The organism is Arminella tubonensis, from assembly GCF_003240585.1.
Classification (GTDB): Bacteria; Pseudomonadota; Alphaproteobacteria; order Rhizobiales; family Rhizobiaceae; genus Rhizobium; species Rhizobium tubonense.
This window is the reverse complement of sequence record NZ_PCDP01000038.1, coordinates 264,923-277,811: the sequence shown is the minus strand read 5'-3', so window position 1 is coordinate 277,811 and position 12,889 is coordinate 264,923. Positions and strand designations below refer to the sequence as shown.

The following is a 12,889-nucleotide window of genomic DNA, read 5'->3' as shown; positions in this document are numbered from 1 at the left end:
AAACTTCAATGGATATCGTGAAGGCCGGAAAGCGATCCGGGATATGATCGGCGGGCCGGTGTCCTGCTCTACAGCATGAGCCCCGAAAATGGAATAATGTTATCGGCTCGGATCACACTTGGATTCATGGCGCTATCGCGGCATATGCGCCTGTACGGACTTGTTGAAAGGCATGGGAATGGCAAAGACCAAAAACGGCAAGCTGCGGCGCAAGGACGGGGTATGGGACCCGCTGAAAACCAGCTCCGCCGACAAACAGCGCGCCGAAGCCGTCCAGAAGACACCGCAGTCGCTTTCGCCCTCCTATCGACTTGCCTACGCCGACGAGGATTTCCTCTGCCGCGAGGAACTCCGGCCGATCCGGCTGCAGCTGGAGCTCCTGAAGACCGAAATGATGCTGACCGAGCGCGGCATCAAGTCGACCGTCGTCATGTTCGGAGGCGCCCGCATCCCTGCGCCCGGCCAGAGCGCCTGGGCCGCGCGCAACGACGTCCAGCGCGCCAATCTGGAGGCGGCATCGGTCTATTATGACGAAGCCCGGAAATTCGCGCGGCTATGCTCGCGCTATTCCGCCGGTTTCGATTTCCATGAATATGTCGTGGTCACGGGTGGCGGTCCGGGCGTGATGGAAGCTGGAAACCGTGGAGCGTCGGAGGAGGGCGCCCCCTCGATAGGCCTCAACATCGTGCTGCCGCATGAGCAGGCGCCGAATGCCTACGTCACCCCTGAGCTCAGCTTCAATTTTCACTACTTTGCCATCCGCAAGATGCATTTCATGGTGCGGGCAAAGGCAATCGCCGTCTTTCCCGGTGGCTTCGGTACGCTGGACGAATTCTTCGAATGCCTGACCTTGATCCAGACCGGCCGCATGGAGCGCCTGCCGCTCATCCTGTTCGGCGAGGCATTCTGGCGCAAGATCATCAATTTCGACGCACTCGCCGAGTTCGGCACCATCGCGCCCGATGACGTCAATCTCATCAGCTTCGTCGATACCGCCGAGCAGGCTTGGAAGATCGTCACGGATTTCTACGAGCACTAAGCAAGGAAAAGCCCGCCTTCGCAATGCGCGGCGGGCTTCGTTCGTCATTGAGAGAGTCGGCTGTTTCTAGAGCAGCGGGAAATTCGGCATGTCGTCGAGCGAGATGAAGCCGTCATGGTTGCGGTCCATGCGGTCGAACAGTTTGTCGAGCGCAGCCTCGGCCTCAGCCTTGCTGATCTGGCCGTTTTCGTCGGTGTCGACGCGCTGGAAGAACAGCGCCGAGCGCATCATGCCAGCTTCGCGCATGCCGTGCGGGCCGCGGTGATGTGGACGTTTTCCATCCTTGCCGTCGTTGGCCTTGTCGTCATTCTGGGCCTGGTCATCGGGGCCCTTTGTCTTGTCATCGCCCATCTTGGCGTTGTCGGCCTTCCAGGCCTGCATCCGGGCTTCATGGTAGGCGCGAAGCTCACCGGGGGTGATCGAGCCGTCCTTGTTGGTATCGATCTCGTCGAAGATCTTGTCGACGCCGGCTTTGGCTTCGTCCTTTGAGATTTTCATGTCGCCGTTGGTGTCGAACTGCTTGAGCATCCTGACATAGATGACCTCGGGCGGCAGCCAGCCGTGTCGGCCGTGGCCGTGACGACCTTTCCAGTCATGCCCGCCGGGGGCTGCAAACCCGACGCCCGCGGCAGCGCCGGCAAGAAGGGTTGCGGACACTGCGGCCAGAAGAATTTTTTTCCCGTTCATCGCTTTTTCCTTTGATTGCCGAGACACAATCATAAGGTAGGGCGGAACCGGAAAAACAGCGAATTAAACATCGGTAAGATGGATGAAACTTTTGTAATCTCTAGCGAATCCGCTCAGACCAGCGCTTTGAGAAACGTTGTCAGATCGTCCGTCACATAGTCTACATGATCGTCGGAATCGCTCTGCCGCTCCCACCATTCGGTGAACGTTCCCTCGAGGTTTTGCGGCACCAGTAGCACCGTGCGCATGCCGAGCGCCTTCGGTACGTTCAGGTTGCGCGGAAGGTCTTCGAACATCGCCGCATTCTTGGTGTCGACGCGGTGAAGGCTGGCGAATTTGTCATAGGTGCTGCCGGCGGGCTTCGGAACATACTCGGCAGCGACGATGTCGAAAATGTCATCGAAGTGGTCGAGGATGCCAAGCGCCCCGGCGGTCGCCTGCGCATGCTTGACGCTGCCGTTGGTGAAGATGAACTTGCGGCCGGGAAGGGCCTTGATCGCCGCCGCCAGTTCCGGCTGCGGCACTAGCCCGGTGTAGTCGATCGCGTGCGCCTTTTCGAGAAAGTCGTCGGCGTCGATCCCGTGGTGGATCATTAGCCCCTGCAGCGTCGTTCCGTGCTCGTGGTAATACCGCTTCTGTACCACCCGCGCCGCCTCGCGGTCCATCCGCAGGAGCGCCGCGACATAAGCAGTCATATTCCGGTCGATCTGCGAAAACAGGTCGACGTGGTGTGGATAGAGCGTGTTGTCGAGGTCGAACACCCATTCGCGAACATCGGCGAAGTCGGTTGGGCTGGGAGCGGTCTTAATCTGTGCCATGGCGGCTCTTATCACACGCGCGGACGGAAGGCGCAAACCGGAAATCGCCGTGGCTCGGTCATTGATGTGCTTGGGCTTGCGGGCTAGATATTGACAAGACGCGCGACGGCGGGGAGAGCCGGGCATCGCGACGACAAATCAAGGGAGGGAATAGATTTGGAACAGGCAAACAAGGCGCAGGAGTTCGCCAAGCTGCACAAAAAGGGCAGCCCGCTCATTCTCTACAATATCTGGGACGCTGGAAGCGCGCGAGCGGTCGCTGAATCAGGCGCCAAGGCCATTGCTACCGCCAGCTGGGCGATCGCTGCTGCCCACGGATTCAGCGACGGTGAAGCCATCCCGCTCTCGCTTCTGAAGGAGATTGTAAAGCTGATTTCACAGGCGACCGACCTGCCGCTTACAGTCGATTTCGAGGGTGGATACGCAGTCGACCCTGCCGAAGTCGCCGCGAATGTCTCGGAGATCATCGATTGCGGCGCCATCGGTATCAACTTCGAGGATCAGGTCGTCGGCGGCGAGGGTATTCATTGCATCGAACACCAGTCCGCTCGCATCCACGCTATCAGGGCCATGGTCGACAAGCGCGGCGTTGAGCTGTTCATCAACGCCCGAACCGACCTCTTCCTGAAGGAAAAAGACACCAGCAAGCATGCCGCCCTGATGGATGACGCGATATTGAGAGCCGCGGCCTTCGCGGCAGCAGGTGCCAGCGGCTTCTTCGCGCCCGGCATCGTCGATGCAGGCCTCATCCAGACGCTTTGCGAGCGTGTCACCCTGCCGGTGAACATCCTCACCCGCCCGACGACGCCTGATCTGGCGACCATGGCGACCCTCGGCGTCAGCCGCATCAGCCATGGTCCGGGACCGTACCTCTCACTGATTGAGAAGCTGAAAACCGATGCCTCGGCGATCTATCGACCGGCAGCAGGTTAGGGAACGATCAGGGTTCCCGCGCCGAGTTCGGTGAAAATCTCGAGCAGGACCGCATGGGCGGTCTTGCCGTTGAGGATGACGACGCCCTGGACGCCGGCCTGGATCGCCTCGATGCAGGTCTCGACCTTGGGGATCATCCCGCCTGAAATCGTGCCATCCTTGATCAGCGCGCGGGCTTCGGCAACGGAGAGCTCCTTGATCAGCTCGCCGCTCTTGTTGAGCACGCCGGGAACATCGGTGAGAAACAGCAGGCGCGTCGCCTTCAGCGAGCCGGCGATGGCGCCCGCAAACGTGTCGGCATTGATATTGTAGGTCGCGCCGTCGCGGCCGGGTGCAACGGGGGCGATGACCGGGATCATCTCGGACTTCGCAAGAAGATCGAGCAGCGTCCGGTCGACCTCGACAACCTCGCCGACGAAGCCGAGATCGAGAACGCGCTCGATATTGCTGTCCGGATCGATGACTGTCTTCCTCGCCTTTTCGGCGAAGACCATGTTGCCGTCCTTGCCGCAAAGGCCGATCGCCCATTCGCCGGTCTGGTTGATCAGCATGACGATCTCTTTGTTGATCGAACCCGCCAGCACCATTTCGACGATTTCCACCGTCTTCTGGTCCGTCACCCGCAGGCCCGCCTCGAACTTGGATTCGATGCCCATCTTGGTCAGCATGGCGCCAATCTGCGGCCCGCCGCCATGGACGACGATGGGATTGACGCCGGATTGCTTCAACAACGCGATGTCCGCGGCGAAGGCCTTGCCGAGCGCGGCGTCCCCCATGGCGTGCCCGCCATATTTCACCACGATGGTCTTGTTTTCGTAGCGTTGCATGAACGGCAGAGCCTGGGCCAGCAGACGTGCTTGTGTTTCGCTTTCAGACTCGGTCATGGGACACCCCGCAGGAATTGATCGCGGCGTTTTATCTCAAGTTTTTGACAGATGGAATAACGACGGAGCGATAAGTTTGCGACGCCCTTGCATGTTATCTCTATCTAATTGAGCGCAGTGGACATTCGCCTTGCCCGCCATATGTTTTCTTCTAATATGAGGTCCTATTGAAGGAGCGGGGAGATTTGATTGGCCAGTGACGACGTTGCCGTTCTTATCAGCCGTGTCGCATTGCGCGATCAGAGCGCCTTTTCCGAGCTTTACACCAAAACAAGTCCGAAACTTTTCGGCGTCTGCCTGCGTATTCTGAAAGACAGGACTGATGCCGAGGAAGTGCTCCAAGAGGTCTTCGTGAAAATTTGGCAGCGGGCCGACCGATATGTCGCGTCGGAAAACCCTGCCATGCCCTGGTTGACGGCGATCGCCCGCAATCAGTCAATCGATGCGATCCGGGCAAGAAAGCCTGTCGCCGACGAAATAGACGCAGTGTACGATCTTGCCGACGACCAGCCGGACCCCGAAACTCAGGCTGCGACCAAGGGCGAGGGAAGGCGGATTGACAGCTGCATGGAAGAGTTGGAAGCTGATCGCGCGAAGGCGGTCCGAGGCGCTTATGTCGAGGGCCTCAGCTATCAGGAACTTGCCGATCAATTCGCGGTGCCGCTGAATACGATGCGGACTTGGCTGCGCCGCAGCCTGCTACGACTGAGAGAGTGCATGGACCGATGAGTTCACCTGACCAAAGCAAGGGAGACCGCTCCCGCGACGAAGTACTCGCAGGCGAGTACGTTCTCGGTGTCCTTTCGTTGGAGGACAGGCAGAAGGTCGAGCGCCGAATGCGCAACGACCGGCCGTTTGCGGCGATCGTCAGCCGCTGGGAACAGAATCTCTCGACGTTCAATGACGAATATGAAGCGCTGATGCCGTCTCCATCGGTCTTTCCGAAGGTCGAGCGCCGCATATTCGGCGAAGCCGGTCCGGCGAGGGGCATCTATGGCCGCCTCTGGAATTCGATTGTACTCTGGCGATCAGTGGCGATTGCTTCGATCGTGATTGCAGCCGCCGTCGTGGCGACGAACGCGAACATCACGGCGCTCTCGCCGAGGAGCAAGCCGCTCGTGGCAGCACTCGGCGCGGAAAACAGTGCCATCAATCTGGTCGCGTCCTATGACGTCGGCAGCGGCCATCTGAAGGTGACGCCCGTCGCGGCCGGCAAGCCGGAAGAAAAGTCCCTGCAGCTGTGGCTCATCCGCGGCAGCAATCCCGCCGAATCGCTCGGCGTTCTGCCGCAGACAGGCGAAGGCGAAATCGCCATTCCCGAGAATATTCGAGGCCAGCTCGCCGAAGGCGTCGTTCTCGCCGTCAGCGTCGAACCCTTCGGCGGCTCGCCGACCGGCAAGCCCACAGGCCCTGTCGTCGCCTCCGGTGCGGTACACCTCCCCTGATCCCGATAGGACGTATCTGAGCGTCTTTCGCGATGCTGCCCCTCCTGCGCGGCAGCGGTCGTCTGTGCATCACAGGTTCCCATAAAATCTCCCGCCGCAATTTGAATTTTCGTGAAACTCTTTCTCGAACCTCTCCGTACTTCCCTCTGTGCCCGGCGGCGCAAAGGATTGGCCAAAGCCAACCGGCCGCGGGAAGTGGAATTCGCCGTCGTGAATTCAAACACAGGGAAGAGGATTGGATCAATGATCAAGACTACGCTTCGCATCCTGGCAGTCGCAGCGGTCATGTCGGCCGGCACCTATGGCGCCTTTGCGGCAAAGAACCCGATCGTCGGTGGCGCACCGATGTTCGCCAGCAAGAATATCGTCGAGAACGCCGTCAATTCGAAGGATCACACCACGCTCGTCGCCGCGGTCAAGGCCGCCGGCCTCGTCGATACGCTCGAGGGCAAGGGGCCGTTCACGGTTTTCGCGCCGACCAATGAAGCCTTCGACAAGCTGCCTCCGGGCACCGTTCAGACGCTCCTGAAGCCTGAGAACAAGGCGCAGCTCGTCAAGATACTCACCTGCCATGTCGTGGCCGGCGACGAGATGTCCTCGGCCATCAAGAAGATGGTGATGGGTGCCGGCGGAGAATACGACGTCAAGACTGTTGGCGGTTGCGTGCTGAAGGCCATGGACAAGGGCGGCAAGATCACGCTCACGGACGAGGCCGGCGGCACAGCTCATGTCACGATCGCCGACGTCAAGCAGTCGAACGGCGTGATCCACGTCGTTGACAAGGTTCTGTTGCCGAAGATGTAATCATTATTGGCAACAGGCCGCCGTCCCTGGGGTCAGGGACGGCGGTTTTTATGTCTTTAAAGCGTCAGGCCGACGGTGTCGCGTATCGCCTGGCGCAGCTCCTCGAGGCCTTCGGTCTTCTCCGACGACGTCGCCAAAATCTCGGGATAGGCAGCCGGTCGCTTGCGGATTCTTTCCTTGGTGTCTGCCAAAAGCTTGGCCATTCCCGACACATGTATCTTGTCGGTCTTGGTCAGAACCACCTGGTAGGAGACCGCCGCCTTGTCGAGCAGCGTCATCACATCCTCGTCGTTCTTCTTGATGCCATGGCGGCTGTCGATCAGCAGATAGACGCGCTTCAGCGTCGAGCGTCCGCGCAGATAATCGAAAACCAGCTCCGTCCAGGCCTCGACGTGTTCCTTGGGCGCCTGCGCGTAGCCATAGCCCGGCATGTCGACCAAAGCCATCGGCGGCAGGTCTCCGCCTTCGCCGGAAAAACCGTCCGGCACGAAATAGTTGAGCTCCTGCGTACGACCCGGCGTGTTGGATGTACGGGCAAGGCCGCGGTGTCCGACCAGCGCATTGATCAGCGACGACTTCCCGACATTGGAGCGGCCCGCGAAGGCGATCTCGAGCGGCCCCTCCGGCGGCAGGAATTTCATCGCCGGCACGCCGCGAATGAAGATCCACGGTCGCCCGAAGATCGGCTTTTCGTTCTGTACGTTTTCGTCGGCCATGCGTTTACGATCTCTGTTCTCTAAGCCGAGATGGCTTCACGGTTTTAACCCGGAATGTCAAGTTTTGGGCGATGTTCGCCCTTGAGTGGCTGTTGTCCTGAGTTTGAGTTTCTGCGACGCCAGCGGGTGCATCTATTCCGAGGAATTTTTCTGCCTCGCATCATCATTCGACGACGGCACGAAGCAAAGCATTTCACGGATCGTGAAAAGGCAGGTGCTGAAACTTACCACTACCACGGCTACGCTAAGCCAAACTGTGTGAAGCGCATCACTACATTGATTTCCGGGACATGCTTCCGAACTCTCGAAGAGCGCTGCCAATCCCGCAAACACATAGAGGATAGTGAGAGCCAGCCCGCACGCGAAGAGCGTGATTAAGAATATGATGCTCAAGATTTTCAATGGTTCTTACCGCCCATAATATGTTTGTCTCAAAGTAAAATTCGGCAAAATGTTTCACGAAATATTTTAGGCAAGAAAAAGCCGGATCGCCCATGCGGTGAGCGATCCGGCACCATTCAACTTGGATTTCACATTTCAATCTGGGCGCGGGCAATTTGCCGCGATCGAAGCCTATTTCGTCGGTGCAGGTTTTCGTTTGAACAGGTTCCGGACATTGTCGATCAGTTCCACCTTCACGCCGTGGCGCTTCATGATGATCGACTGCTGGATGACCGAGAGCGTGTTGTTCCAGGCCCAGTAGATCACGAGGCCAGCCGGGAAGCTCGACAGCATGAACATGAATATCAGCGGCATCCAGTTGAAGATCATCGCCTGTGTCGGATCCGGCGGCGTCGGGTTCATGCGCATCTGCAGGAACATCGTCACGCCCATGATCAGCGGCCAGACGCCGAGGTGCAGTATCGTCGGAGCCTCGAAAGGCAGGAGGCCGAACAGGTTGATGAACGACGTCGGATCGGGTGCCGAAAGGTCCTTGATCCAGCCGAAGAACGGCGCGTGCCGCATTTCGATGGTGATGTAGATCACCTTGTAGAGCGAGAAGAAGATCGGAATCTGCAAGGCGATCGGCCAGCAGCCGGCAACCGGATTGATCTTCTCTTCCTTGTAGAGCTGCATCGTCGCCTGCTGCAGCCCCATCTTGTCGTCGCCGAACTTGGCCTTCAGCTCCTCCATCTTCGGCTGCATGCGCTTCATGTTCGCCATCGAGGCATACTGCTTGCTGGCAAGCGGGAAGAACAGGGTCTTGACCACGATGGTCGTGCAGAGGATCGCGACGCCGAAGTTTCCGAAGAAGCGATAGAAGAAGTCCATCAGCTTGAACATCGGCTTGGTCAGGAAGTAGAACCAGCCCCAGTCGATCAGGCGGTCGAAGCGCGGGATCGAATAGCTCTCTTCATACCTGTCGATGACAGGCACTTCCTTGGCGCCGGCAAAGACGAGGTTCTTGAGCTCGACCGACTGGCCGGGCGCAACGGTAACCGCGTCCTGCTTGTAGTCGGCCTGGAAGCGGGGCTGCCCGTCGGTGAAGTGAGAGAAGCGCGCATCATAGGCGGTGGCCTGCGGCGGAACGATCGTTGCGGCCCAATACTTGTCGGTAATGCCGAGCCAGCCGCCGGTTGCCTTTGCAGGCGTGACATTTTCCTTCTCGACGGCTGCATACTTGCTTTCCAGCAGGCCATCGTCGCCGATGACGCCGATGAAGCCTTCATGCAGCACGTAGGTCGGTGCGATCAGCGGCTTGTTGTAGCGGATGACGCGGCCGTAGCTCGACAGCGAAACCGGTTGATGGCCGCCATTGCTGATCTTGTCCGTGACGGTGAACATGTAGTGGTCGTCGACCGAGATCGTGCGGTTGAAGGTGACGCCCTTGTCATTGGTGTAGCTCAGCGTCACCGGCGTCTTGTCGGTCAGCTTGTCACCGCTGGCAACCGTCCAAACGGTGGCTGGACCGGGGGTCGCGCCCGTGGTGTCGCCGCCGATATAGCCGAGCTCGGTGAAATAGCCGTCCTTGGTTTCGGCCGGGCTGAACAGGGTAATGATCGGGCTCGTCTTGTCGACGGTCTCGCGGTAGCCCTTGAGCTTCAGGTCGTCGAGGCGTGCGCCTGCAAGATTGATGGAGCCGGAAAGCGCCGGCGTGTCGATGGAGACGCGCGGGGTCTTGGCAAGCGCCTCTTCAAGTGTCTCGGCAGTGGGTGCCGCCTGGCCTGCGGGCAGCGCGCCGCTGGCAGCGCTGTTTGCGGCTGTCGTCTGTGCCGCATTGCCGGTCTTTGCCTGTTCCGTCTGATGCTGCTGCGCCTTGGCGATCTCGTCGGCCTTGCGCTGCGCTTCGATGCGCGGATTCATATAGAAAAACTGCCAGGCGAGAACGATGAGCACCGACAGGCCGATCGCGATGAAGTAATTGCGGTTCTTTTCCATCATTCTTTCCTGGAGCGGTCTGGTTGCGACCGCCGGTGTTTCGGCTTCGCTTCGACGCGTGTTGCGAGCTCTCTGGCCAGCGCATCGAAGGGCGCAGTCAATACGTCGCGCCGGGCGACAACCACATAGTCGTGTCCGGGCTGCATTGCAAACCCGGCATGAAGCCGCACCGCTTCTTTCAGCCGGCGCCGCATGCGGTTTCGTTCCACCGCGTTCCCATGTTTCTTGGTAACGGTAAAGCCAACGCGGGGTTCCGCCTCGGGCAGGGCGCGGTCGAGCGCTTCAACGAGGAAAAAATTCCCCCTGCGCTTTTCCCCTGCGCGTACGGCAAGAAACTGCGGCCGGCTCTTCAGCCGCCCGACAGTCTTTTCTGGTCGTGCATTCGTCATTCGCCCGCCATCGCTATCGGGCATATCCGGCCTTAGGCCGAAAGACGCTTGCGGCCGCGCGCGCGGCGGGCAATGATGACCTTACGGCCGCCCTTGGTTGCCATGCGTGCGCGAAAGCCGTGGCGGCGTGCGCGAACAAGCTTGGATGGTTGATAGGTACGCTTCATTTATTTTAAACACCGCGGAGTGCGGCCCTTCTTGGGTTTGCATATAGCAAGGAGCGTTGTTGATCGCACGGATGTGATCCCGCTATAGCAGGCTCCATGACCGGACGTGCGGCGGCTTATAGGGATGAAGCCCGCGAAAGTCAATTATCCCTAGCCGGATTCACAGTCGTCTGCATCAGCACCTAATAAATCTAGTATTGCGCTACTAGTACCTAAAAACACACCTGAAGTTGAAATTTTATCGCTGGTTCGCGCTGAAAAGTTACAGGTTTTGGTGTTTAATTTTAATATCTGGCGGTTTCTCCGATGTTATCGAAGCGAACCTGTCCAGCTATAGAAAATTTATCCCGATTAATACGCGAAGCGCCGCAAGCTAAAATTAAGCATTTTAGTCAATGCTTATCGATATGCGCGGAGAAGCCAGATTTCTCCAAGCCGTTTATTCGTCCTCCAGGAGGTATATCGTTGAAAATCCGCGGTAAGATTAACCTGCTCGTCTTCGTCATGGCCGGCGCTGCGCTGGTAATCGGCGCAACCGGCCTCTACGCCATGCGCCAGTATGACCAGCAGCTGCAGGTCTACGAACAGGTCGCGGAGCGGGCCCACCTGGGAGAGCGGCTGAACCGTTATGTGACGGCGGTAGTCATGGAGGCACGCGGCATTTACGCGGCTGACACGGTCAAGACCGCAAAACCCTTTGCCGACGGTTTGATGAACGACCTCGACGAGATCGACAAGGTTGTAGCCGCGTGGGCGCCGCTCGTGCCCGACGGCCAGAAATCGGCGTTCAACAGCCTGGTTGACCGCTCGAAGGAATTCCGCGGGTTCCGCACCGAGACGGCCCGCCTCGGGACGACCGACGGCCCGGACGCCGCCGGCAAGCAGGGCAACAACGACGCCAACCGTGCAAACCGCAAGGCTTTCCAGTCCGAGATCGACGCCGTGGTTCAGACCGACAAGGCTGAACTCAACGCGATTGATCAGCAGGTCGATGCCTTCCGCGAGATGATGTTCTGGCTGCTGCTCGGCATCACGGCGGTCGGGATTGGCGCCGGCGTGGGATTGGGCCTGTACATCGGCACGGTCCATCTCAGCCGGCCGATCAAGAAGGTGACCGAGACGATCAAGCAGGTTGCCGACGGCAATTTCGACGTGGATGTTCCCTTTGCCGACCGCGCCGACGAGATTGGCGACATGGCCGCGGCAGTCGAGGTGTTCAAGCAGAACGGCCTTGCCGTCAACAGGATGAACGCGCAGGAAACCGCGATGCGCGCCAAGAGCGACGACCTGCAGTCCAGCATGTCGCAAGTCGTGGCTGCCGCCGCCGCCGGTGATTTCAGCCGCCGCATCGACAAGCATTATGACGACGAAAACCTCGACCGCTTCGCCGGTAACATCAACGAGCTGCTGCAGAGCGTCGATACCGGCGTCACCGAGACCCGCCGCGTCGTTGCAGCGCTGGCGGACGGCGACTTGACCTCCATCATGCAGGGCTCCTTCCAGGGCGCTTTCGGAGAGCTGCAGCAGAACGTCAACCACACGCTGGCGACACTGCAGAACACCATGCGCGAGGTGCGCGACACCACCGAATCCATCAACGGCAACACCAACGAATTGCGCAGCGGCAGCGACGACTTGTCGCGACGCACCGAGCAGCAGGCAGCGGCCCTCGAGGAAACGTCGGCAGCGCTCGACGAGATCACGGCCGTGGTCCAGAACTCGACCGGCCGCGCCCAGGAAGCAAGCGTGATGGTCACGGAGGCCAAGGAGAACACCGAGCGTTCCGGCACGGTGGTGCGTAGCGCGGTCGACGCCATGGGCCGCATCGAGCAGGCCTCGCGCGAGATCAGCCAGATCATCAACGTCATCGACGAGATCGCCTTCCAGACCAACCTTCTGGCGCTGAACGCCGGTGTCGAGGCAGCACGCGCCGGCGAGGCGGGCAAGGGTTTTGCCGTTGTCGCCCAGGAAGTCCGCGAACTTGCCCAGCGTTCGGCCAAGGCTGCCAAGGACATCAAGGGGCTGATCACCAAGTCGGGCAGCGAAGTGCAGGTCGGCGTCAAGCTCGTCCAGGCAACCGGCGAGGCCCTGGCGGAGATCGAGACCCGCGTCCTGAAGATCAACGACCACATCCATTCGATCGCCACCTCGGCACGGGAGCAGGCGACCGGGCTGCAGGAGGTCAATACGGCTGTCAACCAGATGGACCAGGTGACCCAGCAGAATGCGGCGATGGTCGAGGAGACGTCTGCCGCGACCCACAAGCTTTCCGGCGAGGCCGACGGGCTGCTGCGGCTGATCTCGCGCTTCAAGATCGAGGACAAGCCGCGCGCACCAACGCTCGTCCGCCCCGAGAAGACACACCGCCCGGCACAGTCGCCAGCCCGCCGCATGATGGGCAGCGTGGCGCTTGCCTTCTCCGGCGGCAGCGCGGCCTCCGCGAAACAGGCCGTATCGCAGGATTGGGAAGAGTTCTGATCCAACCACGATTTGTGAATAGATAAGGAGGCGCCGCCCGGAACTGTGCGGCGCCTCTTTTGCGTCCGGCAATTGCTACCATCGTCGCAATTGCAGCAATGGAGATTGGAATGTCGGAAACAATCTCCTATGATCGGGTCCTGATGGACT

The 12,889-nt window shown here is 59.7% G+C and carries 13 protein-coding genes; 6 read left to right on the top strand and 7 right to left on the bottom strand.

Going from position 1 to position 12,889, the window contains the following annotated elements:
* Positions 1 to 178 precede the first annotated feature (178 nt).
* The gene (locus CPY51_RS18795) at positions 179 to 1,039 is read left to right on the top strand and encodes an LOG family protein (protein WP_111161750.1); all 861 of its coding nucleotides are present in this window, start codon (positions 179 to 181) and stop codon (positions 1,037 to 1,039) included.
* A gap of 66 nt (positions 1,040 to 1,105) precedes the next feature.
* Here CPY51_RS18795 and CPY51_RS18790 read toward each other — a convergent pair whose 3' ends face one another.
* The gene (locus CPY51_RS18790; RefSeq protein ID WP_111161749.1) at positions 1,106 to 1,726 is read right to left on the bottom strand and encodes a CREC-EF hand family protein; all 621 of its coding nucleotides are present in this window, start codon (positions 1,724 to 1,726) and stop codon (positions 1,106 to 1,108) included.
* Positions 1,727 to 1,839: 113 nt separating this feature from the next.
* Positions 1,840 to 2,544: a pyrimidine 5'-nucleotidase gene (locus CPY51_RS18785; RefSeq protein ID WP_111161748.1), complete on the bottom strand. Its 705-nt coding sequence runs from the start codon at positions 2,542 to 2,544 to the stop codon at positions 1,840 to 1,842.
* Between the two features lie 156 nt (positions 2,545 to 2,700).
* Here CPY51_RS18785 and CPY51_RS18780 point away from each other — a divergent pair, with 156 nt between their 5' ends.
* Positions 2,701 to 3,477 carry an isocitrate lyase/PEP mutase family protein gene (locus CPY51_RS18780; protein WP_111161747.1) on the top strand — a complete coding sequence of 259 codons (777 nt, stop codon included), beginning with the start codon at positions 2,701 to 2,703 and terminating at the stop codon, positions 3,475 to 3,477.
* On the opposite strand, the gene argB is transcribed toward CPY51_RS18780, so the two are convergent.
* Positions 3,474 to 4,361 (bottom strand): acetylglutamate kinase, encoded by an 888-nt coding sequence (gene argB, locus CPY51_RS18775; RefSeq protein ID WP_111161746.1) that lies wholly within the window; start codon positions 4,359 to 4,361, stop codon positions 3,474 to 3,476. The genes CPY51_RS18780 and argB overlap by 4 nt on opposite strands.
* A 189-nt stretch (positions 4,362 to 4,550) precedes the next feature.
* Here argB and CPY51_RS18770 point away from each other — a divergent pair, with 189 nt between their 5' ends.
* The 3 genes from CPY51_RS18770 (at position 4,551) to CPY51_RS18760 (ending at position 6,610) form a co-directional block, all read left to right on the top strand.
* A complete protein-coding gene (locus tag CPY51_RS18770) occupies positions 4,551 to 5,090 on the top strand; it encodes a sigma-70 family RNA polymerase sigma factor (protein ID WP_111161745.1) in 540 nt (179 codons plus the stop codon).
* Entirely contained in the window at positions 5,087 to 5,806 is a 720-nt protein-coding gene (locus CPY51_RS18765; protein ID WP_111161744.1) for an anti-sigma factor, read from the top strand. The genes CPY51_RS18770 and CPY51_RS18765 overlap by 4 nt, the downstream gene beginning before the upstream one ends.
* 243 nt (positions 5,807 to 6,049) lie before the next feature.
* Entirely contained in the window at positions 6,050 to 6,610 is a 561-nt protein-coding gene (locus tag CPY51_RS18760; protein ID WP_111161743.1) for a fasciclin domain-containing protein, read from the top strand.
* Between the two features lie 56 nt (positions 6,611 to 6,666).
* On the opposite strand, the gene yihA is transcribed toward CPY51_RS18760, so the two are convergent.
* The 4 genes from yihA to rpmH form a co-directional block, all read right to left on the bottom strand.
* On the bottom strand, positions 6,667 to 7,326 hold the full coding sequence (gene yihA / locus CPY51_RS18755) for a ribosome biogenesis GTP-binding protein YihA/YsxC (RefSeq protein WP_111161742.1): 660 nt from the start codon (positions 7,324 to 7,326) through the stop codon (positions 6,667 to 6,669).
* 573 nt (positions 7,327 to 7,899) lie between these two features.
* Entirely contained in the window at positions 7,900 to 9,705 is a 1,806-nt protein-coding gene (yidC, locus tag CPY51_RS18750) for a membrane protein insertase YidC (protein WP_111161741.1), read from the bottom strand.
* On the bottom strand, positions 9,705 to 10,094 hold the full coding sequence (gene rnpA / locus CPY51_RS18745; protein ID WP_195909567.1) for a ribonuclease P protein component: 390 nt from the start codon (positions 10,092 to 10,094) through the stop codon (positions 9,705 to 9,707). Before rnpA ends, yidC begins: the two co-directional genes overlap by 1 nt.
* Positions 10,095 to 10,126: 32 nt before the next feature.
* Positions 10,127 to 10,261 carry a 50S ribosomal protein L34 gene (rpmH, locus tag CPY51_RS18740; RefSeq protein ID WP_111161739.1) on the bottom strand — a complete coding sequence of 45 codons (135 nt, stop codon included), beginning with the start codon at positions 10,259 to 10,261 and terminating at the stop codon, positions 10,127 to 10,129.
* 465 nt (positions 10,262 to 10,726) lie between these two features.
* On the opposite strand from rpmH, the gene CPY51_RS18735 reads away from it, so the two are divergent.
* Positions 10,727 to 12,739, top strand: coding sequence for a HAMP domain-containing methyl-accepting chemotaxis protein (locus tag CPY51_RS18735; RefSeq protein WP_111161738.1), 2,013 nt, complete (start codon positions 10,727 to 10,729; stop codon positions 12,737 to 12,739).
* Positions 12,740 to 12,889 lie beyond the last annotated feature (150 nt).